General features: G+C 30.7%; 26 protein-coding genes and 1 pseudogene. 21 read left to right on the plus strand and 6 right to left on the minus strand.

Translation table 11 applies throughout. The features are described from left to right. Positions 1-13 precede the first annotated feature (13 nt). The 6 genes from graR (at position 14) to HMPREF3058_RS06945 (ending at position 6,670) form a co-directional block, all read left to right on the plus strand. Positions 14-688, plus strand: a complete 675-nt coding sequence (graR, locus tag HMPREF3058_RS06920; RefSeq protein ID WP_002491455.1) for a response regulator transcription factor GraR/ApsR — start codon at positions 14-16, stop codon at positions 686-688. After that, complete coding sequence (graS, locus tag HMPREF3058_RS06925; RefSeq protein WP_002491415.1) at positions 681-1,721, plus strand: histidine kinase GraS/ApsS; 1,041 nt, start codon at positions 681-683, stop codon at positions 1,719-1,721. The genes graR and graS overlap by 8 nt, the downstream gene beginning before the upstream one ends. Positions 1,722-1,865: 144 nt before the next feature. Then, on the plus strand, positions 1,866-2,627 hold the full coding sequence (gene vraF / locus HMPREF3058_RS06930) for an ABC transporter ATP-binding protein VraF (RefSeq protein ID WP_002491452.1): 762 nt from the start codon (positions 1,866-1,868) through the stop codon (positions 2,625-2,627). Continuing rightward, positions 2,617-4,506, plus strand: coding sequence for an ABC transporter permease VraG (gene vraG / locus HMPREF3058_RS06935; protein WP_002491474.1), 1,890 nt, complete (start codon positions 2,617-2,619; stop codon positions 4,504-4,506). Before vraF ends, vraG begins: the two co-directional genes overlap by 11 nt. 521 nt (positions 4,507-5,027) lie before the next feature. Next, a complete protein-coding gene (locus HMPREF3058_RS06940) occupies positions 5,028-5,645 on the plus strand; it encodes a DUF47 domain-containing protein (RefSeq protein WP_002457534.1) in 618 nt (205 codons plus the stop codon). Positions 5,646-5,659: 14 nt separating this feature from the next. Continuing rightward, positions 5,660-6,670 (plus strand): inorganic phosphate transporter, encoded by a 1,011-nt coding sequence (locus tag HMPREF3058_RS06945; protein WP_002457533.1) that lies wholly within the window; start codon positions 5,660-5,662, stop codon positions 6,668-6,670. A 168-nt stretch (positions 6,671-6,838) separates the two neighbouring features. Here the strand turns inward: HMPREF3058_RS06945 and HMPREF3058_RS06950 are convergent, their stop codons facing one another. Beyond that, positions 6,839-7,639 carry a LysM peptidoglycan-binding domain-containing protein gene (locus HMPREF3058_RS06950; RefSeq protein ID WP_002491463.1) on the minus strand — a complete coding sequence of 267 codons (801 nt, stop codon included), beginning with the start codon at positions 7,637-7,639 and terminating at the stop codon, positions 6,839-6,841. Between the two features lie 410 nt (positions 7,640-8,049). Here HMPREF3058_RS06950 and HMPREF3058_RS06955 point away from each other — a divergent pair, with 410 nt between their 5' ends. The 5 genes from HMPREF3058_RS06955 to HMPREF3058_RS06975 all read left to right on the plus strand — a co-directional run bounded on the left by HMPREF3058_RS06955 (position 8,050) and on the right by HMPREF3058_RS06975 (position 13,065). Then, positions 8,050-8,709, plus strand: a complete 660-nt coding sequence (locus tag HMPREF3058_RS06955; RefSeq protein ID WP_002457532.1) for a Bax inhibitor-1/YccA family protein — start codon at positions 8,050-8,052, stop codon at positions 8,707-8,709. 263 nt (positions 8,710-8,972) lie between these two features. Continuing rightward, positions 8,973-11,147 (plus strand): helix-turn-helix transcriptional regulator, encoded by a 2,175-nt coding sequence (locus HMPREF3058_RS06960; protein WP_002491420.1) that lies wholly within the window; start codon positions 8,973-8,975, stop codon positions 11,145-11,147. A 113-nt stretch (positions 11,148-11,260) separates the two neighbouring features. Next, positions 11,261-11,620, plus strand: coding sequence for a transcriptional regulator, SarA/Rot family (locus HMPREF3058_RS06965; RefSeq protein ID WP_002457530.1), 360 nt, complete (start codon positions 11,261-11,263; stop codon positions 11,618-11,620). A gap of 252 nt (positions 11,621-11,872) precedes the next feature. Beyond that, a complete protein-coding gene (locus HMPREF3058_RS06970) occupies positions 11,873-12,589 on the plus strand; it encodes a YebC/PmpR family DNA-binding transcriptional regulator (RefSeq protein WP_002445853.1) in 717 nt (238 codons plus the stop codon). Further along, positions 12,589-13,065 carry a cupin domain-containing protein gene (locus HMPREF3058_RS06975; RefSeq protein ID WP_002445854.1) on the plus strand — a complete coding sequence of 159 codons (477 nt, stop codon included), beginning with the start codon at positions 12,589-12,591 and terminating at the stop codon, positions 13,063-13,065. Before HMPREF3058_RS06970 ends, HMPREF3058_RS06975 begins: the two co-directional genes overlap by 1 nt. 310 nt (positions 13,066-13,375) lie before the next feature. On the opposite strand, the gene scdA is transcribed toward HMPREF3058_RS06975, so the two are convergent. After that, a complete protein-coding gene (gene scdA, locus HMPREF3058_RS06980; RefSeq protein WP_002491433.1) occupies positions 13,376-14,050 on the minus strand; it encodes an iron-sulfur cluster repair di-iron protein ScdA in 675 nt (224 codons plus the stop codon). Between the two features lie 171 nt (positions 14,051-14,221). Here scdA and HMPREF3058_RS06985 point away from each other — a divergent pair, with 171 nt between their 5' ends. The 6 genes from HMPREF3058_RS06985 to HMPREF3058_RS07010 all read left to right on the plus strand — a co-directional run bounded on the left by HMPREF3058_RS06985 (position 14,222) and on the right by HMPREF3058_RS07010 (position 19,157). Then, positions 14,222-15,367, plus strand: coding sequence for a globin domain-containing protein (locus HMPREF3058_RS06985; RefSeq protein WP_002499292.1), 1,146 nt, complete (start codon positions 14,222-14,224; stop codon positions 15,365-15,367). Between the two features lie 19 nt (positions 15,368-15,386). Further along, positions 15,387-15,572 (plus strand): hypothetical protein, encoded by a 186-nt coding sequence (locus HMPREF3058_RS06990; RefSeq protein ID WP_002457527.1) that lies wholly within the window; start codon positions 15,387-15,389, stop codon positions 15,570-15,572. Positions 15,573-15,867: 295 nt separating this feature from the next. Next, positions 15,868-16,461: a ribonuclease FAU-1 family protein gene (locus HMPREF3058_RS06995; protein WP_002475896.1), complete on the plus strand. Its 594-nt coding sequence runs from the start codon at positions 15,868-15,870 to the stop codon at positions 16,459-16,461. Positions 16,462-16,541: 80 nt separating this feature from the next. Further along, the gene (locus HMPREF3058_RS07000) at positions 16,542-17,396 is read left to right on the plus strand and encodes a LysR family transcriptional regulator (RefSeq protein WP_002445859.1); all 855 of its coding nucleotides are present in this window, start codon (positions 16,542-16,544) and stop codon (positions 17,394-17,396) included. A gap of 57 nt (positions 17,397-17,453) precedes the next feature. After that, positions 17,454-18,662 (plus strand): sugar efflux transporter, encoded by a 1,209-nt coding sequence (locus HMPREF3058_RS07005; RefSeq protein ID WP_001832093.1) that lies wholly within the window; start codon positions 17,454-17,456, stop codon positions 18,660-18,662. Between the two features lie 6 nt (positions 18,663-18,668). Further along, positions 18,669-19,157, plus strand: coding sequence for a DUF456 domain-containing protein (locus HMPREF3058_RS07010; protein ID WP_002445860.1), 489 nt, complete (start codon positions 18,669-18,671; stop codon positions 19,155-19,157). A gap of 55 nt (positions 19,158-19,212) precedes the next feature. On the opposite strand, the gene HMPREF3058_RS07015 is transcribed toward HMPREF3058_RS07010, so the two are convergent. Next, positions 19,213-19,902 (minus strand): DUF1129 family protein, encoded by a 690-nt coding sequence (locus HMPREF3058_RS07015; protein WP_002491478.1) that lies wholly within the window; start codon positions 19,900-19,902, stop codon positions 19,213-19,215. A 440-nt stretch (positions 19,903-20,342) separates the two neighbouring features. On the opposite strand from HMPREF3058_RS07015, the gene HMPREF3058_RS07020 reads away from it, so the two are divergent. The 3 genes from HMPREF3058_RS07020 to HMPREF3058_RS07030 all read left to right on the plus strand — a co-directional run bounded on the left by HMPREF3058_RS07020 (position 20,343) and on the right by HMPREF3058_RS07030 (position 21,854). Continuing rightward, positions 20,343-20,762 (plus strand): SA0632 family lipoprotein, encoded by a 420-nt coding sequence (locus HMPREF3058_RS07020; protein ID WP_002499291.1) that lies wholly within the window; start codon positions 20,343-20,345, stop codon positions 20,760-20,762. 121 nt (positions 20,763-20,883) lie between these two features. Beyond that, positions 20,884-21,180, plus strand: coding sequence for a hypothetical protein (locus HMPREF3058_RS07025; protein ID WP_002491457.1), 297 nt, complete (start codon positions 20,884-20,886; stop codon positions 21,178-21,180). 125 nt (positions 21,181-21,305) lie between these two features. Then, a complete protein-coding gene (locus tag HMPREF3058_RS07030; RefSeq protein WP_002475901.1) occupies positions 21,306-21,854 on the plus strand; it encodes a GNAT family N-acetyltransferase in 549 nt (182 codons plus the stop codon). A gap of 318 nt (positions 21,855-22,172) precedes the next feature. On the opposite strand, the gene HMPREF3058_RS07035 is transcribed toward HMPREF3058_RS07030, so the two are convergent. From HMPREF3058_RS07035 to HMPREF3058_RS07045, 3 genes and pseudogenes are all read right to left on the minus strand, one after another. Then, a complete protein-coding gene (locus tag HMPREF3058_RS07035) occupies positions 22,173-22,739 on the minus strand; it encodes an LOG family protein (RefSeq protein ID WP_002445865.1) in 567 nt (188 codons plus the stop codon). A 10-nt stretch (positions 22,740-22,749) separates the two neighbouring features. After that, complete coding sequence (locus HMPREF3058_RS07040) at positions 22,750-23,199, minus strand: YaiI/YqxD family protein (RefSeq protein WP_002475907.1); 450 nt, start codon at positions 23,197-23,199, stop codon at positions 22,750-22,752. A gap of 50 nt (positions 23,200-23,249) precedes the next feature. Next, positions 23,250-23,675, minus strand: a pseudogene (locus HMPREF3058_RS07045) (hypothetical protein); the annotation flags it as partial. Between the two features lie 195 nt (positions 23,676-23,870). Between HMPREF3058_RS07045 and HMPREF3058_RS07050 the strand changes: the two are divergent. Beyond that, on the plus strand, positions 23,871-24,329 hold the full coding sequence (locus tag HMPREF3058_RS07050; protein WP_002491440.1) for an effector binding domain-containing protein: 459 nt from the start codon (positions 23,871-23,873) through the stop codon (positions 24,327-24,329). The last annotated feature ends 123 nt before the right edge of the window (positions 24,330-24,452 follow it).

A 24,452-nucleotide genomic window follows, 5' to 3' on the forward strand; every position in this document is an offset into this window, starting at 1 on the left:
TAGGTGATTCGTTATGCAAATATTATTAGTCGAAGACGATAATACGCTTTTTCAAGAATTAAAAAAGGAATTAGAACAATGGGATTTTAATGTCGCTGGTGTCGAGGATTTTAGTCATGTGATGGAGACATTTGAGACATTTAATCCAGAAATTGTTATTTTAGATGTTCAATTACCGAAATACGATGGGTTTTATTGGTGTCGAAAAATGAGACAACAGTCGAACGTTCCTATTTTGTTTTTATCATCAAGAGATAATCCAATGGATCAAGTGATGAGTATGGAACTTGGGGCAGACGATTATATGCAAAAACCATTTTATACAAACGTCTTAATTGCTAAGTTACAAGCTATATATAGACGTGTTTATGAATTTGGAGTTGAAGAAAAGCGAACATTAAGTTGGCAAGACGCTACTGTGGATTTATCAAAAGATAGTATTCAAAAAAATGATAAAACTATCTTTTTGTCTAAAACAGAGATGATTATTTTAGAGATGTTAATCAATAAACGCAATCAAATCGTGACGCGAGACACTCTCATTACTGCTTTGTGGGATGATGAAGCTTTTGTTAGTGATAATACTTTAACAGTTAATGTTAATAGATTAAGAAAAAAATTATCAGAAATTGACATGGCTAGCGCAATAGAAACCAAAGTTGGTAAAGGATACTTAGCTCATGAATAATTTTCGATGGTTTTGGTTTTTTATAAAATCTCGTAGTAACTGGATATTGTGGATATTATTTCTCAACATTATTTTATTAGGTGTTGCCTACATAGATTATGAGATTTCAGTTGAAAGTGTATTTTATATAGTGATATTAAACATAGGCTTGAGTATACTTTTCTTATTATTTACGTTTGTTAAAGAAGTCCGTCTATCCAAACATTTTTATGAAGATAAAGAAATTGAAGAAATTAAGCATAAAGATTTGGCAGAAACCCCATTCCAACAACAAGTCATAGATTATCTGTATCGTCATATAAACGCTCAAAAAGAGAAAGTAGTCGAACAACAATTACAAATTAAAAATCATGAACAAACAATTACAGAGTTTGTTCATGATATAAAAACACCTGTTACGGCTATGAAATTATTGATAGATCAAGAAAGTGATGATCAGCGTAAGCGAGCGTTATTATTTGAATGGTCTCGTATTAATGAGATGTTAGATAAGCAATTATATTTAACAAGGCTTGAATCACAGCATCGTGATATGTATTTTGATTATATTTCATTAAAAAGAATGGTTATAGATGAAATACAAGTTACTCGACATATCAGTCAGGCAAAAGGGATAGGTTTTGAATTAGACTTTAAAGACGAACAAAAGGTTTATACAGATGTTAAATGGTGCCGTATGATGATTAGACAAGTTCTGTCTAACTCTTTAAAATATAGTGATAATTCTACAATAAATTTGAGCGGTTATACCATAGAAGGACATGTCGTTTTAAAAATTAAAGACTACGGTCGTGGAATTAGTCAGAGAGATTTACCACGTATATTTGATAGAGGATTTACTTCTACAACAGACCGCAACGACGCAGCGTCTTCTGGTATGGGATTATACCTTGTACAAAGCGTGAAAGAACAACTTGGGATTGAAGTTAAAGTTGATTCAATAGTGGGGAAAGGAACAACGTTTTATTTCATTTTCCCACAACAAAATGAAATCATTGAGCGCATGTCTAAGGTGACAAGATTGTCATTTTAAACGTGCGTTTTGTTACTTACTATTATCACAAGTGTAATTAATAATCGATATAATAAATGATGTAAATTAAAGAAGATATGATAGTCTACATTAAGTTTGTCTTCGTAAAAGATAATTTGATTGAAGTATGACAGGAGTGATTATTTGTCGATATTAGAGGTAAGGCAGTTGTCAAAAGTTTATGGTGATAAGCAAGCTTTCCAAGAAGTTTTGAAAGAAATTAATTTAGATGTTGATGAAGGTGAGTTTATATCAATCATGGGACCTTCTGGTTCAGGAAAGACAACTTTATTAAATGTACTCAGTTCGATTGATTATATGACTAAAGGATCTATTACAATCAATGGGAAACAACTTGAGAAGTTATCTAATAAGCAATTATCTGATATTAGAAAAAAAGATATTGGATTTATTTTTCAAGATTATAATCTTTTAAACACTTTAACCGTTAAAGAAAATATTATGCTTCCACTATCAGTTCAAAAGTTAGATAAACAAATCATGCATGAACGTTATCAACGTATAGTAGAGGCTTTGAATATTAGTGATATTAGTGATAAATATCCATCAGAGTTATCAGGTGGACAGCGTCAACGTACCTCAGCAGCAAGAGCATTTATTAATTTACCTTCAATTATATTTGCAGATGAGCCTACAGGTGCTTTAGATTCTAAAAGTACACAAGATTTACTTAAGCGTCTTAAATATATGAATGAGGAATTTAACACAACTATACTTATGGTGACACATGATCCAGTAGCTGCTAGTTTTTCAAACCGTGTTGTGATGTTAAAGGATGGACAAATCTTTACTGAGTTGTATCAAGGTGATGATGATAAACAAACGTTTTATAAAGAAATTATAAGAACGCAAAGTGTACTTGGTGGCATCAATTATGAGCTTTAATGAAATTATCTTCAAAAACTTTAAACAAAATGTGACGCACTATGCTATTTATTTATTATCTCTTGTTATCAGCGTTGTATTATATTTTAGTTTTGTAACTTTAAAATATGCGCACCATTTACACGGTAATCAGTCGTTCCCTGTCATCAAAGAAGGCTCACAAGTAGGAAGTTATTTTTTATTTATCATTATTTTGGTCTTTTTGCTTTATGCTAATTTTTTATTTTTGAAAAGACGAGGGCGTGAACTATCGTTATTACAAATCATTGGTCTAACAAAGAAAGATATCATGAAAATGATTATGTTGGAGCAATTGATGACATTTATGATGACAACTATTGTAGGTATCATATTGGGGATCTTTGGTTCGAAAATTTTACTCATGATTGTATTGCGATTATTAGGAATCAACGTGAGTGTTTCTATTATCTTTAATTATCATGCCATTTTAGAAACGTTATTATTAATAGCTGTGTCATACGTACTTATAGTCTTTCAAAGCTATGTATATTTGCTTAAACGTTCTATTAAAGAGTTAGCATCTGATGTAAACAAAAAAGAGTTCAGTCATACGCGCACAACACTTGGTGAAGTTGTATTAGGCGTGCTAGGGATTATTATGATAGTTAGTGGTTATATAATGTCGACTAAATTAGTAGATAACGTAGAAACAATTATTCAACCGTTTGCTATTTTATTTTTAACTGTTATAGGATCATATTTTTTCTTTAGAAGTACAGTTTCATTGATATTTAAAGCGATACAGCGGTTGAGAAATGGAACGGTAAGTGTCACAGATGTTATGTTCACATCACCTATTATATATCGTGTAAAGAAGAATGCATTTTCTTTAACTATAATGACTGTTGTGTCAGCAATAACCGTTTCTGTATTATGTTTTGCGGCGTTAAGTCGTAGTACGTTAACAAATGAAGTGTTACTGAGTTCACCACATGATGTTACGTTAAAGAATCAGAGACAAGCAAATGAACTTGCTTTTAAATTAAATAATCGTAATATTGAACATTACTATAATTATAAAGAGGTCGTATATGCAAAAGTTTATAAAGATCATCTTTTTAGCGAAGGCGTATATAGACCGAAAGAAATCACAGTAACGAGTGATAAATATATTCCAAATGTAAGTACGAAAAAAGGGCAGACAGATATTATTATACCTAGAGGATCTCTCAAAGATGTTGTTAAAACAGACAAAAAAGGGACGGCTTATGTAGGAAGTAAGAAGTTTCGTTTAAAAGTAAGTTTGAGAAAAGGGATAAATAAAGTCTATTTTATGTCTGATGTCGATCGTGGTAGACCGACACTTATTTTAAATGATGAAGATTATCAAAAAATTAGAGAACATATAAAAGAAAAGAATATTGTTTCCCAATATGGTTTTGATCTTAAAAATAAAAATGATTTACCAGAATTAGAACAATTAGTTAGTAGTATCAATGAAGATATAGAAACAAGAAGTGAAGCGGCAAGTGAAATTTCTAGTTTAACTGGTATTTTATTATTTGTGACATCGTTTTTAGGAATTACGTTTTTAATCGCAGCAGGATGTATAATTTACATTAAACAGATTGATGAAACGGAAGACGAACTTGAGAATTACACGATTCTTCGTAAGCTAGGATTTACGCATCAAGATATGTCTAAAGGTTTGAAACTTAAGGTAATATTTAATTTTGGTTTACCTTTAATTATTGCATTACTGCATGCATATTTTGCTTCACTTGCTTATATGCATTTAATGAATGTGACAAATCAAATACCTATTTTTATAGTTATGGCGGTTTATACAGCAACTTATGCAGTATTTGCTATTATAGCTTATAATCATTCTAAAAGAACAATTAAACATTCGATATAAATTTATACTTATTGAATTTGTGTTATTTAATTTATAGACTTTAATATATTTTCAAAACTCCAACGAACAATACGAAGCGACACTTTAATCATTGAAAATAACAAGTGATTAAAGTGTCGCTTTATTAAATTGAATAAAAATTACAATTAATATTTGAAATTGATTTAATAAATCGTTATTTTAAAGTTGTAGTGGATAAAAGTGTTTACATAATTTTATCGCTCATCATTTTTAATAAGCCATGAGACGCTTATGTAAAAATTTAATATCTAGTTTGTTAAGAATTTGTAAATAGAATTGTAGTTATGTAAATTTTGTGATATTTTCAAGTAGGGACAAAACTGGATGTTGGCGAACATCAATAAATGATAACTATATATTAAATTTACACAATTTTTACAATATAAGAATTGCTAGTTACTTTTTATAATAATTGTAAATCAGTTCCTCAACTACTTGTCTTACACAAATAAAATTTAATAATGTGATTGATGACAATCGCTCAAAATGGAGGATTTTTAATGTTTAGTAAGAAAAAGGATAAGTTCATGGTTCAATTAGAAGAAATGGTATTCAATCTAGACCGTGCAGCTATTGAATTCGGTAAAATGGATTTCAATACACATTTAGATTTGAAAGCTTATTCTGATAATATTAAAACGTATGAGTCACATGGTGACGAACTTATGCATCAAGTTATTTCTGATCTCAACCAAACATTCATTACACCAATTGAACGTGAAGATATCTTATCTTTATGCAATGCAATAGATGATGTTCTAGATGCTATGGAAGAGACATCAGCAATGTTTGAAATGTATTCAATTGAATATACGGATGAGTACATGGCTGAATTTGTAGAAAACATACAAAAAGCAGTTGCCGAAATGAAGCTAGCTGTAGGATTACTTGTAGACAAAAAGTTATCTCACATGCGCATTCATTCTATTAATATTAAAGAATTTGAGACAAATTGCGACGGTATCTTAAGACAGTCGATGAAACACATCTTCAACAGTGAAACAGATCCAATCACATTAATTAAAATAAAAGATATTTATCAAAGCATGGAAGAAATAGCAGATAAGTGTCAAGCTGTTGCTAATAATTTTGAAACTATAATCATGAAAAATAGCTAAGGGAGTCTTTATTTATGTCATATATTTTAATTGTCACGATAGCTATAGTTATATTTTCATTAATATTTGACTTTATCAATGGTTTCCATGATACAGCTAATGCTGTAGCTACTGCGGTTTCTACTCGAGCATTAACACCAAGAAGAGCTATTTTATTAGCAGCAGTCATGAACTTTATTGGGGCATTGACCTTCACAGGTGTTGCTGGAACTATTACAAAAGATATCGTTGATCCATTCAAATTACAACATGGTTTAGTTGTTGTGTTAGCAGCTATTATTGCTGCCATTATTTGGAATTTGATCACTTGGTTGTATGGAATACCAAGTTCATCTTCTCACGCACTTATCGGTTCTATAGCGGGTGCAGCCATTGCATCGCAAGGTTCATTTGCAGTATTACACTATCAAGGTTTTACAAAGATTATTATCGTATTAATCATTTCACCAATCATAGCTTTTTGTGTAGGTTATATGATGTATACGATTGTTAAAATCGTTTTTAAAAATTCAAATTTAACACGTACTAATCGTAATTTTAGGTTTTTCCAAATCTTTACTGCAGCATTACAATCATTCTCACATGGTACAAATGATGCTCAGAAATCTATGGGGATTATCACATTAGCTTTAATTGTAGGTAACTTACAAGATGGTAGTAATGTTGAACCTCAAGTATGGGTTAAAGTTGCGTGTGCAACAGCTATGGGATTAGGTACAGCGGTAGGTGGTTGGAAAATCATCAAAACTGTCGGCGGAAATATTATGAAAATTAGACCTGCTAACGGTGCAGCCGCTGATATTTCTTCAGCATTAACGATTTTCGTAGCGTCATCATTACATTTCCCATTATCTACTACACACGTTGTGTCTTCATCTATTCTAGGTGTAGGTGCTTCAAATCGTGCGAAAGGTGTTAAATGGAGTACTGCTCAACGTATGGTTGTAACATGGGTGATTACTTTACCTATCTCAGCTATTTTAGCAGCAATTATTTATTTTGTTATTCATCTGTTCTTAAAATAAAAAAGGCTTGTATAAATAGGTAAGTACATATAGCTAAAGGCCACACAAAGACTGACATTTTTAGTCAACTTTGTGTGGCCTTTTTATTTGAATTGCCTAAAATATAAAATAAAAAAAACTACAAGGTATGTCCGCTTACCTTGTAGTAAAATCATTGATCATCAGTGATTAGTGGATAAATGCATATGAAGATACTTCTGAAGCTGGGATAGTACGATAGTTCATATTATATGGACCATTTGCATAATTCATTTCTGAAATTAAAATACTACCATCACCATTAATACGTTCAACGTATGCTACATGGCCATATGGTCCAGGTGTACTTTGCATAATTGCACCAACAGATGGAGTATTATTAACTTGATAACCATCATTCGCTGCATTTGATGCCCAGTATTTTGCATCAGACCAGTAAGTACTGATAGGTTTACCAGCTTGAGAACGTTTATCGAATACATACCATGTGCATTGACCTTCAGTGTATAAGTTTTGATGATTGAATGAAGGTGAAGTATAATTACCGCTAATTTGAGTTGCTGTACCACCTGATCCTGAACCAGAACCACCATTAGGGATAGTTAATGTTTGGTTAGGCATAATTAAATAACCATTTAGATGATTTGCTTGCATTAATGCATCAACTGAAACACCGTATTTATTAGCTATGATATTTAATGACTCACCTGCTACTACAGTATGTGAAGATGCTGAACTTGAAGAAGTGTTTGAACTAGTACTTTGTGAAGCACTTCCACCTACATTAATAACTTGTCCTGGGAATACCATATTGTTGCTAAGATTATTATTCTGCTTAATGCTTTCTACTGAAGTATTGTATTGTTGAGCAATAGTCCATAAAGATTCTCCAGATTGAACCTTATGTTGTGTAGAAGCTTCAGCATCATGATGTGATAGAACTGCTGCTGCGCCTGAAGCGGCTGTAATTGCAAAGGCTAACTTTTTCAAAGTAACTCCTCCTTAAATATAACAAAGATTTAATTGATTTAAGTTTAATGATTTAGATAATTGTCCCGACAAGTCTCCGTACATTAACTTTTTGTTTTTTTATTACGTACCCCATACTAACAAAAATATTTGACTTTGTGGGCTTTGTTATTATCTTGTAACATTGTTAAAATAATGTATTGTTCTGAACATTTATTAAAGAAAGTTGATATATCGCTATTTATAAGACATATTTCGTTACTTTTCTTAATATTTATTAGATAAATTGTAATAAAGTAAAGTTCATTGTAATGAGTTTTCTAAAACTTCTATATATTTAGAATTTATGAACTTAAATACTTTTGTAATTCTTTATAGTATTGTAAAATTTTTATTACCCAATTATTTAATATAGAAAAGGAGTTATTATAATGTCACAATCGACACACCAATCAACTGATCATAAAAGACAATCTCAAGATAAGAACCAAACACATGCCTATGCAAAAGTATGGTTATATTTTATGTATTATTGGATAATTTTTGGGATTGGTTGTTATTTTGGACAATATCTTCCCATGTCATGGAGAAAACCATTGTCTCTAGGATTGTTAATTCTGATATTAGCAACGTTATTTATTAAACGTGCGCGAAAATATGGTTTAGTGATCTCCCATATATACGCCATTATTGTAGGGTTGCTTTCGTATGCTCTTTTTACGACTTACTTACAAAATTTAGGAGCAGAAGTATTCTATAAAAATATTATTCTTGCTATTGGTGCATTTATAGCTTTTGGTATTGTGGGTTACTTTTTAATAAAAGACGCTTCGAGTATGGGAAAATATCTGTTTGTGACATTAATTGCGCTAATTATAGCTGGGATTATAGGGATATTTATTAATAATCCAATTTTTCATACTGTTATTACAATAGTGAGCTTATTATTGTTTCTCCTTTATACTTTATACGATTTTAATAGAATGAAAAGAGGTCAATTCTCACCAAGAGAAATGGGATTTAATTTGTTTATCAACTTATTAAATATCATTGAAGATATACTTAGTTTAGCAAATCGCTTTAAAAACTAAAGAGATCATGAAGGAATTAAAAGATGTGATCGTGTTTCTCTATCAGAGAGTTTCTGAGTTTTTCATTTAATGTTGAACTCTCAACACGACACATCTTTTTTGTATCTAATAGAAAAGGCAAAGAACAAAAATAAAAAAATGATTAAATACATCATTTTTCTTTTTGATTTATTTTTTATGTTGTGTTAGATTGTTTTCTGATACTTGTGAAAATTTACACGAATTGGTATGGGCATAAAAGACTGAGGGAAAGAGGTAAAGATATGGCAAATTCTTGTTTGCATATACTTTCAAAAAAAGAATATACGGCAACACGATGTCAAGACGGCATTTTATTATTTTGGCCTATCGAAGGGAGTATGTACTTTCAACAATTTATGAAAGAAAGGATACTCACAGATGAGTTATATATTGTGAATAATATGGATGTGTTTAGTATCAGTGACAATGGCATCACACTAGAAGTATATATTTCTAGTGATTGGTTTACAGAGTTAGGCTATTCTTTTTTCAATTACCATTATACTTCGGATTTAATACAATCTAAGAACGAAATTAAAGAACTAGTTGCTCAACTTACGTTGAATTTTTTAGATGGTAATGTGGATAAAGAACAAGATATTATCAATAAAATTGTTCATATTCTTGCTAATGAAGTTATTATTGACAAAAAAATTGCTGAAGACCAATATATGTATGATTATTATGGTGAGTTAAAGGATGAATTGAATTATATATATAATCACATCGAAGAAAGACTGACCCTAAAAGATATTTCCAATAAGTTGTATGTTTCTAAGTCCAATCTTTCTACGCAGTTTCATTTGTTATTAGGTATGGGATTTAAAAAATATATAGATACACTTAAAATTAGTAAATCTATAGAGATGCTACTTACGACAACTAAAACGATAAGCCAAATTAGTGAAACGCTAGGATTTAGTAATGTATCTACATATTCCAGACAATTCAAAAATTATTTAAGTGTAACACCCAATGCATATCGTGCAATGAAAAAATATGATAAGTATAATGGATGTTCTGATGATGATGTTTCAGAACACTTAAAATCACGTGTCCAATCATTAATATGTTCTAAATTGTCAACGAATGAGTTAGATAATTATGATGAAATTGTTATTGACCAATATCCAACTTCTAATGTTTCAACGTTTTATTCTGTCGTTCAAATTAATTCAATTGACGAAATTAAAATGTTGTTTTTGCAAGGTATTCATAAAAAAATAGGGTATGAAGGTTCAAAAATTATTTTTTGTATTATGCCTAACTTATGCCAATATAAAAATACGTTCTCTCAAGAAGAGATGAATGATATCATTAAAATTATTATTGAATATCACTTGCACGTTGCATTTAGCATCGATAAAATCGAGCAAATATATGAACTCAATCAACTTTTTACATATCAATATGACAACTTAAAAAATATGAATAAACGTTTTGTTTCAGATTACAATGTGCAATTTATATTTAATTTGGACGAAAAAAGTATTCGAGAAATTTATCGTAATATATTGAAGATACAAAACATCAAATTGGAATATAAAATAGGTTTAGATATTAGTTGTATGTTTAATGACACTGCACAATTTAAATCATTAGCTTCACAAATAAAGCGTTTAAAATTTGACTATCTTTATATTGATAATGCTAGATTAAAGTTACCCTATTTACTTGATAATGAGGAAGGTTTATTACTCAAAAATATCCTGCAACTTAAGCATTTAATAGATGATTTAAAGCAGTTTGACTTTAGTAGTGAAAATTTAATTTTTCTAAATTTATACAATCATCAATTACTGAATAATAATGAAATTGATTTAAGTAATAGTGCACCATTACTATTTCAAGCAATTTCAAAACTAAAAAAACATTTTAAAGGCTACGGATTAAATGTATTTTCAAATCCTAAAGTCTTTAACGCTGTACATTTATTTGATGAGAATGGGTTTAAAACAACTTTTGGCCTGATTTTTAATCATTTGAGTTGGATGATTAATCAAAATCAAATTCAACAACGATTCTATAATATTATTGAAAATACTGATCAATATTATCTCTACTTATATGATTGGCGTGTGATTGAAAGTGAATCGAATGAGAGCGACTTTAAAGATGTTGATATATGGATTAATTTTGAAGATGAAGCGTTAATAGATGAATATATTTGTGTGATTGTTAAAGTTGATGATGAAGGTGGCAATATTAATCATATGATTTCTCAAAATTTACGTCATAAATATGTTTGGTCTACACCGTTCTTGATGAGAGTTGAGGAGAACTTTAGACCATACATGAACATTATGGAACATGACTTCAAAAAGGGCCCGTTGAAAATCAGAATGAAATATAATGCAGTATATTTAGTTGAAATATATAAAAAAGGTAAAATAAATAAAAGGCGTAGCACAACTTAAATTGTGTTTATTCGTAATTTTGACAATTGTTTAAAAACAAATGTCAAAGACAATTATCCAAATATTTAAGATAATGATATATGCATTGTCACTTATATTTGGAGGTGCAGATTTTGAATGAGCAGAAATTAATTAAATTACTAGAATTTTACAAACAATATAAAGCATTATCTGGATATATAGATAAAAAATATAAGTTGACGTTAAACGATCTTGCTGTACTATATTTAGCTAAAAAATATTGCTTAGATGAGCGAATTCTTATGCAAACTTTTCTAAAACTGGCTACTGGAGAGTTAGATATTAGTAGAACTAAGATTTTGATGTCTATTAGAAGATTGATAGACAAAGAAAAGTTAAATAAAGTAAGATCGAATAGAGATGAAAGAAAAATTTTTCTATATATGGATGAAAATAATATGAGTGAATTTGATGCTTTATTTGAAGATGTTGAAAAATTCTTAAGTTGTTAACGACATTTTAATCGATATACAAAATGTATAGAGATGTGTCGAAATGAATCAAGCTACATAAAATGAGTTTGCTGTCGTCAAAAGTTTTATTTTGATGACAGTTTTTTTATTAAGAATGTTTATTGTATTATGCTGAACAATAGGTATCTATAATGATTGATTTAACAATGTTTGTAACATATTCACAGATTTTACAAAGGCGGTAGCTAAATATATAATATGGTACATAGATGATGAAAGTGAGATGACATTATGGGACGTAAATGGAACAACATTAAAGAGAAAAAAGCCCAAAAAGATAAAAATACTAGTAGAATATATGCCAAATTTGGTAAAGAAATATATGTAGCTGCAAAATCTGGTGAGCCTAATCCAGAGTCAAATCAAACTTTAAGATTAGTATTAGAACGTGCAAAAACATATTCAGTACCTAATCATATTATTGATAGAGCTATTGATAAGGCTAAAGGCGCTGGTGATGAAAACTACGATCACTTAAGATACGAAGGTTTTGGTCCGAATGGCTCAATGCTTATTGTTGACGCATTAACAAACAATGTAAATCGTACAGCATCAGATGTACGTGCTGCGTTCGGTAAAAATGGAGGAAATATGGGGGTATCTGGTTCGGTAGCTTATATGTTTGACCATACTGCAACCTTTGGTGTAGAAGGCAAATCTGTAGATGAAGTCTTAGAAACACTAATGGAGCAAGATATTGATGTCAGAGATGTAATTGATGACAATGGCTTGACTATTGTTTACGCAGAACCAGATCAGTTTGCACAAGTTCAGGATGCATTACGTGAAGCTGGCGTTGAGGAATTCAAAGTAGCAGAGTTTGAAATGTTACCTCAAACTGATATTGAGTTGTCTGAAGAGGATCAAGCTACTTTTGAAAAATTAATCGATGCACTTGAAGACTTGGAAGATGTTCAAAATGTTTTCCATAATGTAGATTTAAAATAATGATGACTGCTAATGATTGGATAAATCGGTTGGGATTAATTTCGCATCCAGAAGGCGGATATTTTAAAGAGACAATGAGAGGCGACAGTAATGGAAGAGCGTCTTTTAGCAGTATTTATTTTCTATTAACACAGCACGATATATCACATTTTCATAGAATAGATGCAGATGAAGTATGGTATTATCATGCTGGCCAGACGTTGAAGATTCATATGATAACCCCAAAAGGTGAATATCAAACTGTTAAATTAGGTAGAGATATAGATTGTGGTGAGTGTTTACAATACTGTGTGCCTAAAGGGACAATTTTTGCCTCTACATTAGATAACGCAGAAGGATATAGTCTAGTTGGATGTATGTGTCAACCTGGATTTGAATACGAGCATTTTGAACTTTTAACACAAGAATCTTTGATTCCTCAATATCCGCAATATGAAAACATAATAAAAAGATTAGCTATATCTCAAGATGATTAATAGAATATATATTAAGTAGAAGAACCTGAGACATCGGTAATAGTCTCAGGTTTTTTAATATATTGACAGTCGATAACTAAATTAAAATATGACAATTTCAATTTTTTTAGAACCCAACATAGAGAATTTCACCGAGAAATTCAACAAGCAAAGCAAGTTGGGGTTCGGGGCCCCAACACAGAGAATTTCACCGGGAAATTCAACAAGCAAAGCAAGTTGGGGTTCGGGCTTCTGGACGTGTGGCAACGAATTCAAATTGAATTTTGACATGTGCACGCAGTTAATTAAATGAAGCCTAAGTCTTAATTAATTAACTTACCTTTTTAAATAACACATGGTTTTCAAGATGTACATGTTGATGTGTTTGATGTTCGATATTTTGTAATCTTTGGTAAACAAGCTTCCATGTTTCACATGCTTCTTCTGGTGCTTGATAATCAGAGGTTAATTGATTCATAACCTTTAATAATTGTCCAGTATCTTCGTGGTCATTAATTAAATCTTCTAATATGACTTTAATATTTTGTACATCTTGTCCTTGACTATATTGAATGAGTTTAGGAAAGTCCTCCTCATCTTCTTTACGTATATGATCCAACATACTATCACGAAACTCGCGATATAAGTCTTGTAATTTTAATAAGTATGGGTGACTAGGACCATGTACTTTTGCTAATTTAGTCACGTAGGGTGTAAGGTTCTTAAATTCTTCTTTAAGCGTTTCGTGATAAGCTGATTGTATATATTGTATAAGAGATTCAACATTTAAAAATTTAGGATTAATGGTACTGTTACCTTCTGTATTATCAATATGATTCAACTTATTTAACAAGGAATTTAAGTCAATATTTGGTTTATGATTGACAGCAGAAGCGATACTCTCTTGCCCGCCACAACAAAAATCTATTCCGGCATTTCTAAATATATCTGCACTTTTAGGAAAATCTGTTACAACATCTGCAACAATATCTTCTTTTTTAATCATAAAAACTCCTCCTTAATATTTAGTATAAATGAAAAGTAAAAAATTGAATCAATCATAAAGATAAACTTCATAAAATATTCAAATAATAATAAAAAGGTTGCAATTCATAAATTTATACTTTGAAAAATAGCATAATAACTATCATAATTAGAAGAGAGGGAGGAATGAATCATGCTAACTGAAAAAGAGCAAGATATTATCAAACAAACTGTACCATTATTACAAGATAAAGGAACTGAGATTACTTCAATTTTTTATCCAAAGATGTTTGAGGCTAACCCAGAGTTATTAAATATGTTTAATCAAACAAACCAAAAGAAAGGTATGCAATCTGCTGCATTAGCACAAGCAGTACTAGCTGCAGCAATGAACATTAATAATTTAGGTGCAATTAAGCCTGCAATTATGCCTGTGGCACATAAGCACTGTGCTTTACAAGTTTATCCCGAACATTATCCAATTGTAGGTGAAAATTTACTTGCTGCAATTCAAGATGTGACAGGATTAGAAAGTGACGACCCAGTAATTCAAACGTGGGCAAAAGCATATGGAGAAATTGCAGATGTATTTATCAAATTAGAGCAAGAAATTTACAACCATATGTTATGGAAAGGTTTTAAACCATTTAAAATCACAAACATTACACAAGAAACAAGTGACATCAAATCTTTCACAGTTGAATCTGACGAATATGATTTAAGTCAATTCGAACCGGGTCAATACATTACCGTAGATGTTTCTAGTGAAAAGTTACCATATAGAGCTAAACGTCATTATTCAATTATAGATGGAGATGAAAATCACTTAGTATTTGGTGTGAAACGTGATGTGACTACTGAACATGAAGGTGAAGTTTCAACAATTTTACATGATGAAATATCAGAAGGTGACATGATTAATCTATCTGCTCCTGTTGGTGGTTTTTCAATAGAAAATACTGAAAGACCGCAATTGTTTATTGGTTCTGGCGTAGGTATGACACCATTAGTTTCAATGTTTAAAAAAGCTGCTTCATTAAACGTTCCAACTCAAATGATTCAAGCGGTTGTAACAGAAGATGAACGACCATTTGCTCAAAAACTTGATAGTATTACAGCTAATCATGAGCAAGCACAGTTACATTTACACGTGAAAGATAAAGAAGGTTATTTAGAAGCTAAAGAATTAGAACAATATTTAAGTGAACAACCTGAAATTTATATTTGCGGTGGTACGAATTTCTTACATTCAATTATAAATTCCCTTAAAGAATTAAATTATGATATGAATCATGTTCATTTTGAAACATTTATTCCTCGTTTAAGTGTTCAAGTATAGTTTTAAAGAAGGTCATATAATGAAAATGAATCCAAGATATGTCAAAGTGTTTTTTCTTTATTTAGTAAGTACATTTATTTCTGATCGCTTAACAACGAAGAAATCTTTGTGCAAAACATTAATGCAAGGCATTTTAGGTTATGGTTTATTTGCATTAGGGTTAAAGTACTTAACTATTAAGAAAAAACAACATCAAGCGCAATAGAATTTTAATGATTGTTTTACCATTATATAAAATAGGTATTTTATCAAGCAACGAGTAACAGTGTTTATGACTCTGTCACTCGTTGCTTATTTTTATGTTCACATTTGTTTTTTTTAATTTCAATATTCATGTGATAAAACCTAGTATTTCTATCTATTTTAAGTAAAATACATCTATTTATAGTAGAATAGTCTTAATGATTTAATAAGAACATTTATGTAAACAGCATTTATCTGAGACTTAAGATGACATTGACACCCTAGTTTAATATAATAAAAGCAAGGAGTTGGTGACTGTGAAAGTAAAATATATAGACAAACGTCACTGGCGTCGCCTGGTAGAGAGAGAATATACAGAGGTTAAAGTTAATAATAATAGATTTAAAGGTATTATAGGCTTGGTCACGATGAAAAAGGTTCGTGAGCCTTTAGAGGTGACGGTAGTTGGACAAAACATAATAGTTGCAGATGACAATTATAAATGGTTACAGATACTACCGGATAAGAAGCGGTATAGTATAACTGTCATGTTTGATAATAAAGGTAATCCATTAGAATATTATTTTGACATTAATATAAAGAACATTACTCAAAAAGGAAATGCACGTACCATCGATTTATGTTTAGACGTTCTCGTTCTACCTAATGGTGAGTATGAACTTGTAGATGAAGATGATTTAATGTACGCACTACAAAATAAACAAATTTCAAAGAAGCAATATCATGAGGCTTATATTATCGCCCATCAATTAATGATTGAAATAGAAGATAATTTTTCAGAAATACAAGATAAGGTTATGCGTTGTTATCATAAAATCAATCATAAAGCACAGAAAATGAAACATAAACGTCCCTATAAAGCTAAAAAGAAATCACACCGACGACATTAACTATTTTAATCAATTTATCGATGATGGTAAGTTAAGTCGTTTCACTAAGATTAAAGTATAAACATATGTAGGGGGACGCTATGAAAATAGATGATTATCGTTTGCTCATTACTTTAGATGAGACAAAAACTTTGCGCAAAGCAGCAGAAATTCTATATATATCTCAACCTGCAGTTACTCAACGTTTAAAAGCAATTGAGGCAGCATTTGGAGTTGAGATTTTTATTCGTACAAAAAAACAGCTCATTACTACGACTGAAGGTTCAATGATTATTGAACATGCGCGTGATATGCTCAAACGTGAGCGTTTATTTTTTGATAAAATACAAGCACATATCGGTGAAGTGAACGGTACAATTTCAATCGGTTGCTCTTCGCTTATTGGACAAACATTACTTCCTGAAGTATTGAGTCTTTATAATTCGCAATTTCCTAATGTGGAGATTCAGGTTCAAGTAGGATCTACTGAACAAATAAAAGCGCATCATCGAGACTACCATGTGATGATTACACGTGGAAATAAAGTAATGAATTTATCGAATACACATTTATTTAACGATGAGCATTATTTTATATATCCTAAGGATCGTAAGGAAGATGTAACTAAACTGCCTTTTATTGAATTTCAAGCAGATCCAATTTATATTAATCAAATTAAACAATGGTATAACAATCATTTGGGACATGATTATCACGCGACGATCACAGTTGATCAAGTTGCCACATGTAAAGAAATGTTGCTTAGTGGTGTAGGGGTAACAATACTACCAAAAATTATGATAAAAAATATCGACAAGAACATGTTTGAATTTGAAAAAGTCACTATTGATAAAAAGCCGCTTATTCGGTCAACATACATGAGTTATGACGCAAGTATGCTACAACTTCCTCAAGTAGACGCATTCGTAAATTTAATGTTGAACTTTATTAGGTAATTGAGGCTAAATTTTGTTGTGTAACTGCAATCTAAAAATAGGATAGAGGTCGAGAAGATGTTTACAGCATTATTGCAAATAAAGAATTATAAATTGTTTGTGGTCAATATGTTGTTACTAGGTATGGGAATAGCAGTGACTGTACCTTATTTAATTTTATTTGCTACAAAAGATTTGGGGATGACGACGACACAATATGGACTGCTACTTGCACTTGCTGCGATAAGTCAGTTTATAGTCAATTCCATTATTGCAAGGTTTTCTGATACACATCACCTTAATAGAAAGATTCTAATCATCACTGCTTTGTTTATGGGGGCAGTGAGCTTTTCAATTTATTTCTACGTTCATCAAATATGGTTGTTCATCGTGCTATATGCGCTGTTTCAAGGTTTATTTGCACCAGCAATGCCACAATTGTATGCCTCTGCCAGGGAATCAATCAATGCTTCAAGTTCACGTGATCGTGCTAAGTTTGCTAATACTGTTTTACGTTCAATGTTTTCACTTGGTTTTTTATTTGGGCCATTTATAGGTGCGCAACTTATTGAGTTAAAAGGTTATTCTGGATTATTTGGTGGCACAATAGCTATTATTTTATTTACTTTAATTTTACAAGTGTTTTTTTATAAAAATTTACCGGTGAAAAATCAAATTTCTGAACAACAGCATATTGAGAAAATTGCACCAAATATGTTTAAAGATAAATCATTATTTATTCCATTTATAGCGTTTATATTACTTCATATTGGGCAATGGATGTATACGATGAATATGCCACTTTTTGTGACAGATTATTTAAATGAAAAGGAAAGATATGTAGGCTATTTAGCGAGTTTATGTGCGGGTTTAGAAGTGCCGTTTATGGTTATTTTAGGTATATTATCTGCTAAATTGCCAACTCGAACTTTATTGATCATTGGCTCTGTATTTGGTGGCGCATTTTACTTTAGTATTGGTGTATTTAAAAATTTTCATATGATGCTTGTTGGGCAAATATGTTTAGCCATCTTTCTAGCAATATTACTAGGTCTTGGGATTAGTTATTTTCAAGATATTCTTCCTGATTTTCCAGGTTATGCATCAACACTTTTTGCCAATGCCATGGTAATAGGACAACTTGGTGGTAATTTGCTAGGTGGTGTGATGAGTCATTGGGTTGGTTTGGAAAATGTATTCTTTGTCTCAGCAAGTTCTATCTTCGTAGGGATGATACTCATCTTGTTTACGAAAGATCAAAAAATTACAATAGAAGATGTGGAGTAGATAGAGATGACAGCGATATTATGGATTTTAATTATTATAGCCTTTGCATTAGCATTTATTGGTTTAATTAAACCGGTGATACCATCACTTTTAATGCTATGGATTGGGTTTTTAATTTATCAATTTGGTTTTCATGATGGAAGATTATCGTGGATTTTTTATGTTGCAATGATCATCTTTACCATTATGATATTAGTAGCAGATTTTGTGATGAATAAATATTTCGTCAATCGCTTTGGAGGAAGTAAAATAGGTGAATACACAGCGCTCATAGGTGTGATTGTAGGGTGTTTCGTTTTTCCTCCCTTTGGTATTATCATTATTCCTTTTGTTGCTGTGTTCATTGTTGAATTGGTTCAAGGATTTAACTTTCAACAAGCTATAAAGGTGAGTTTTGGCTCAGTGATTGCATTTTTAGCGAGTACAGTTGCTCAAGGTCTAATAATGATTGTGATGGTTATTTGGTTCTTTTTAGATGTCTTTCTAATAAATTAAATTGAGATCAAATAAAGACTTACACTCAAAACGTTTATTTTGAGTATAAGTCTTTTTATATGCGTGTATTTGCTTCTTTATTATAAAAGTGATGATTCACATAAAATGAAATAGGGATGATTATTATCGCAATAATGATGAAAGTCCAATTACTAACTTTAATATATGGTCCAAACGCTAAAAAGGATTGTGGTATAAAAAAAACATAAAAAAGAGTGATTAATAATAATGCGATGACACCATAGGTAAGCCACCAGGTCCAATAAGAGTTGTTAAAGCACTGTAATTGTACCGTTTTAAAGTTCATCCAAATAAATAAAAATATAATTACTAAACCAATAATGACAGTTAGGGGAAACGTATATAAATATAGTAAATTACTATCGCCCCCTATAAAAAAGCCAATCAATCCTTTAAGAAAACAAAAAATACCTATTAAAAGAATGAAGTTATGACTTATATATTTAAAAATGTTTTTAAATGTTTCATTTGGGAGTGCTCTTATCTCTTTTTTAGCATGTGCTTTAGGATCATGGTTGAAAAACTCCATCGCAAGCATTCCAGTGTCACCTGCACGAATTAAGTGTTTCAAAGTACGGTTTAACATTAATTCTGAATCATGAGGGTTAACACGTAAGTCAGCACGCACATATGTCATGTAATTTTCAAATATTTCACGATCGGTATTGTTCAGTCGTAAAGCTTTGACATTATTCTCCTTTGTTAATTGCGCAGTGGATTTCATAATAAAATACTCCCTTAAATTTTAAATTCATAAATAAATACTACTTTAAAAAGGATAACTAAGCTAAATTATCATTTAAAAACATGATGATTAGTATGATAAACACAATCATATCATAATTATTACCTGTATATCATTACTCTTATATAAGTTCAAACGGCTATTGCACAAAATGATAAGAATTGTAAATCTTTTTTCTATTTCACACAAATATCGTTTAATTTTGATAAAAAAGCGCGAATGATATCATAACTAAAAATATAGCTTTAATAAAGTAAACTTTTATAAATAAAGAGTAAATAATTTCCCATTAAATATATATGTTACTTTGTGAAATTAAATGTAATGAAATGAATTGATATTTTATGTTAAAAAATGATTAAATCAAAAAACCATGTTAAAATAAAGTGTATCGATAAGTAACTACAAAGGAGTCTATCATGAAAAAATGGTTAACCTTACTATTAATTACAACATTGGTGTTAACTGCATGTGGTAAAAGTAACGAAAAAGCTTCTTTAGAAAAAAGCATTGACCAATTAAAAAAAGAAAATAAAGATTTAAAAAAGCAGAAGAAAAAGTTACAAGAGCAAAAGGATAAGCTTAAACACAAACAGGATAGTCTCCAAGAAGATGTAAACGAATTACCTGCTAAAAGCACATCCCGAGATAAGAAAAATAAAGATAATCATGATGCAAAAGAAAAGTCTTCAAATAATCAATCAACATCTGCTAATCATGATGATCAAACTAACAAAATAAAAAGCAATCAAGATGAACATGACGGTCAATCCTCTAAACCACATACACAGCAGAAGCCATCAGAGGATAATAGAAAAAATAATCATCGACAAGAATGATTGTAGTTATTCCTAACGTTTGAATACGAAATGAGAAGGGTATTATATGTGGCGAATAGGTATTAGTGAGTTTAACAAGAAGATAGCGAATAGTTGATAGCTTTAAGAGGAGAGAAGAACGATGCATGAACAAGATTTTAATATTTTAGAAGGTAAAAAGATGACATTAGTAGAGTTAGGTCGTGAGTTAGAGAATCTGACTGGTCGAACTATTAAAGATACAACAGGTGATATTAAACGAGTCATTGCACATATGCCTAACTTTGAATCAGATACAGATACATTTGTGGCAACATACCACCTTAATCACCAAAATGATTTTATTGATGCGACGTTTGTTGCACCTAAAAATCAAAGTGATCGTTTGAAAGAAATACCGGTACACATTAAACTGATTAGTTATATTTCTAAAAACTAATAAATATAAAAAAGAATATATGTTTAAATAACGCGATATGAGTAGAGTTAAAAACTTCATAACGCGTTAATTTTATATTAAAATATAGGCAAAATAAACATTTTCGATTAAATGGAGTGTTTAAGATGGTTATTTATATTGAAACTGAACGTTTAAACTTAAGAGATTGGAAAACCGAAGATTTATTACCCTTTCAAAAAATGAATGCTAATACGCAAGTACGTAGATACTTCCCTAGTTTACTTAGTTATCGTCGTTCTGAGATAGACATGGAAAGTATGGATAGCATAATACAAGAAAGTGGCCTAGGTTTATTTGCTGTCGAGTTGAAAGAGACGGGAGAATGGTTAGGTTTTATAGGTGTGAATTACGTATCAAAAGATAGCCATTACCCTTTTAAAGAGTTACCGTTTTATGAAATAGGGTGGAGGCTAATTCCAGAAGTATGGGGAAATGGTCTAGCTACAGAAGGGGCGGAAGCCGTAATGAAATATGCTAGAGATAAAGGAATTAAAGAATTATATAGTTTTACTTCTGAAAATAATTTGCCCTCTAGAAAAGTCATGGAAAAATTAGGAATGACTTTTTTAGACAATTTTGAATATCCGAATCTTAGTAAATACCATCCCCTTAAACGTCATGTAAGATATTATAAAGAGCTACTTCCTTCTTGAAAGGAAAGTTAGTAGTTCTTGTACAAATGAAAATTATGACTCATAAAAGCGCCTACATGAAATGGGATTTGTAGTTTTTGTATAATTGAAAATGATCATCCATATAATAAAGAACTGAAGAATAATAAGTTAATAATATAAACTACAAAGTTATTAATTACCAAATTTCTACTTAAATAAGATATGATTATGTTTATTTGATACTTAATTTTAAGATAAATTTTAATAAAGATGAAAGAGTTTGATACTTTTATTGAAAAATACCCACAAATGTTTCTTTAGAGGAAATCATTTGTGGGTTCTCTACTTTTTACGTTATTAATCGTATGTACGTACACCTAACGGTTTGTAATGTTTAAGTCCTTCGATGAGTGATTCTTTAGTATCATATAATGGGGCAAGTTTTTGATATTTCTCATCAATAAATCCTTCTTTAATCATATGGTCGATTAAGTGTTGTAGTGGCTCAAAGAATCCATTTAAATTAAATACACCAATAGGCTTTTGGTGTATACCAATTTGAGCCCAACTATACATTTCAAAAAATTCTTCTAATGAACCAGCGCCACCTGGAGCCATAATAAAAGCATCGGCAAGTTCAGTCATTTTATTTTTTCGCTCATGCATAGAATCTACTAATATAAGCTCACTTACTTTTTGACTTGTTATTTCTCGTTCATCTAACATTTTAGGCATGACGCCGATAGCTTTACCACCATGCTCAAGTACGCCATCTTGAATCGCTCCCATAATGCCGACTGATCCTGCTCCGAATACAAGCTCGTATCCTTGTTCAGCCATATATTTTCCTAATTCGTATGCCTCTTTAACGTAAGACGGGTCTTTTCCTTTACTTGCACCACAATAAACAGCAATTCTTTTCATATTATGCCTCCTAGATTTGATTAATGATTTTTCTAAAAGCCTGCTCGAATTTAAGTCTATCTTCTGTTGTGAAGGGAGGAGGGCCTTTGTGACGACCACCTCGTCTTCTTATTTGAGCATTTAGATATCTTTGATCTAATAAGCTTTGGATGTTGTCTGAGTGATAAATATTTCCTTTATGATGCATGACGGTATGTACTTTATCTATCAGTAGACTGGCAAGTCCATAATCTTGTGTGATGACGATATCATTATTGCTAGCAAGTTCGACTATTTTATAGTCTACCGCATCGGGACCGTCATCAACATATACAGTTTTTACATGTTCGGGTTGTATTTGTTGTGAAAAATGGCTAAAACTTCTTAAAATCGTAACAAAAATGCCTGTCCCTTTCGTCAATTCAATGACAGAATTAACAACAGGACAAGCATCTCCATCTATAATTACGTTAGTCTTCATGGTTAAGAATGATTTGATTCCTTATGTTGTTTTACGACACTGTCAGCCACGTAATTTTCATATTTTTTAAATTCTTTTTTTCTAGCTTTTTCTGCTTCTTCACGCTGTTTTTGCTCTTCTTTATGACGTTTTTCAATATTCTTTTGAAGCTTTTTGTCCATTTTGTCTGCTTCTTTACGATTTTGTTTAGCTAATTTTTCGCCTTTTTTCTCAATGTAAGCTGGATCATTTTCCTTCGCAATTTTCTTCAATTCACGCTTATTATCAAATTCTTGCTTTTTATCTCCTACGTACTCTTTGACGTCTGAAGCTTTATTTGAAATTGCAGATGTTGTTTTTGAAGTTGCTTTAGATGTAGCATTAGTTACTTTCTGTACATCTGGATGTTTTTTAATACGCTTACGTTCAGTTACTAATGGTACGATAACGATTGGTAATACATTGATAAGTGTTTTAATGAGTTTCTTTTTGTCCATACACGTTGCCTCCATAACTTTTACTATTCTTTTTCATACCCTATGATACATGAAAATAAACGATTGATACTAGTTGTATGGTTGAAAATGAATTTTTCATATTAACATCATAAAGCGTTTTTTGTATAACAAAATTTTAAAATTCATATTGCAAAAAATTTTAACTCGGGTTACTTTCTCAGTGGAGGCGATAATATGAAATATAAGATTGAAAAATTGGATGACAGTAGCGTCGTTTATATGAGAATGATAGGTACTTATCAAAGTGATGAAAACTTTGAAATGATGAAGACCTTTAAGCATTGGATTCATACTCATCATTATTGGAAATATGTTGAGAAATACGGTGTGTTAGGTATAGCAAATCCTCTCCACGTTCAAAGTAATCAATGTAGATATGACGTTGTTTTGAGAATAGATGAAACAGTAAATGAGCAGACAATATCTAAAAGAAATTTTATAGGTGGCATTTATGCTGTGTTTAAAATTAGTCATACAAAAAGAAATATAGAGAATTTCTTTAGTCATTTAGAAAATATTTTAAATGAAACTCATTTGCGTATGAGAAATGAACCAATTATAGAGAGATACATTGAGGAAGAGGGAACAGATAAAGTGTGTGAAATGTTAGTGCCTATCTATGAAGTAAATTAAAAAAATAGACAAATTCGATATTTTTTAGTACTCATACTAAAAAACCTTTATAGCAACAAAGTACATTTTATTTATAATAAAGAAAATATAAGGAACAATAAGTTTAATAAAAAACTCTCACCT

Source organism: Staphylococcus sp. HMSC068G11 (assembly GCF_001815825.1).
GTDB lineage: Bacteria > Bacillota > Bacilli > Staphylococcales > Staphylococcaceae > Staphylococcus > Staphylococcus epidermidis.

Coding starts and splice junctions, on each gene's coding strand:
- graR (WP_002491455.1), top strand. CDS start 14: ATGCAAATATTATTAGTCGAAGACGATAATACGCTTTTTCAAGAATTA.
- graS (WP_002491415.1), top strand. CDS start 681: ATGAATAATTTTCGATGGTTTTGGTTTTTTATAAAATCTCGTAGTAAC.
- vraG (WP_002491474.1), top strand. CDS start 2,617: ATGAGCTTTAATGAAATTATCTTCAAAAACTTTAAACAAAATGTGACG.
- HMPREF3058_RS06940 (WP_002457534.1), top strand. CDS start 5,028: ATGTTTAGTAAGAAAAAGGATAAGTTCATGGTTCAATTAGAAGAAATG.
- HMPREF3058_RS06945 (WP_002457533.1), top strand. CDS start 5,660: ATGTCATATATTTTAATTGTCACGATAGCTATAGTTATATTTTCATTA.
- HMPREF3058_RS06955 (WP_002457532.1), top strand. CDS start 8,050: ATGTCACAATCGACACACCAATCAACTGATCATAAAAGACAATCTCAA.
- HMPREF3058_RS06960 (WP_002491420.1), top strand. CDS start 8,973: ATGGCAAATTCTTGTTTGCATATACTTTCAAAAAAAGAATATACGGCA.
- HMPREF3058_RS06970 (WP_002445853.1), top strand. CDS start 11,873: ATGGGACGTAAATGGAACAACATTAAAGAGAAAAAAGCCCAAAAAGAT.
- HMPREF3058_RS06975 (WP_002445854.1), top strand. CDS start 12,589: ATGATGACTGCTAATGATTGGATAAATCGGTTGGGATTAATTTCGCAT.
- scdA (WP_002491433.1), bottom strand. CDS start 14,050: ATGATTAAAAAAGAAGATATTGTTGCAGATGTTGTAACAGATTTTCCT.
- HMPREF3058_RS06985 (WP_002499292.1), top strand. CDS start 14,222: ATGCTAACTGAAAAAGAGCAAGATATTATCAAACAAACTGTACCATTA.
- HMPREF3058_RS06990 (WP_002457527.1), top strand. CDS start 15,387: ATGAAAATGAATCCAAGATATGTCAAAGTGTTTTTTCTTTATTTAGTA.
- HMPREF3058_RS07000 (WP_002445859.1), top strand. CDS start 16,542: ATGAAAATAGATGATTATCGTTTGCTCATTACTTTAGATGAGACAAAA.
- HMPREF3058_RS07005 (WP_001832093.1), top strand. CDS start 17,454: ATGTTTACAGCATTATTGCAAATAAAGAATTATAAATTGTTTGTGGTC.
- HMPREF3058_RS07010 (WP_002445860.1), top strand. CDS start 18,669: ATGACAGCGATATTATGGATTTTAATTATTATAGCCTTTGCATTAGCA.
- HMPREF3058_RS07015 (WP_002491478.1), bottom strand. CDS start 19,902: ATGAAATCCACTGCGCAATTAACAAAGGAGAATAATGTCAAAGCTTTA.
- HMPREF3058_RS07020 (WP_002499291.1), top strand. CDS start 20,343: ATGAAAAAATGGTTAACCTTACTATTAATTACAACATTGGTGTTAACT.
- HMPREF3058_RS07025 (WP_002491457.1), top strand. CDS start 20,884: ATGCATGAACAAGATTTTAATATTTTAGAAGGTAAAAAGATGACATTA.
- HMPREF3058_RS07030 (WP_002475901.1), top strand. CDS start 21,306: ATGGTTATTTATATTGAAACTGAACGTTTAAACTTAAGAGATTGGAAA.
- HMPREF3058_RS07035 (WP_002445865.1), bottom strand. CDS start 22,739: ATGAAAAGAATTGCTGTTTATTGTGGTGCAAGTAAAGGAAAAGACCCG.
- HMPREF3058_RS07040 (WP_002475907.1), bottom strand. CDS start 23,199: ATGAAGACTAACGTAATTATAGATGGAGATGCTTGTCCTGTTGTTAAT.
- HMPREF3058_RS07050 (WP_002491440.1), top strand. CDS start 23,871: ATGAAATATAAGATTGAAAAATTGGATGACAGTAGCGTCGTTTATATG.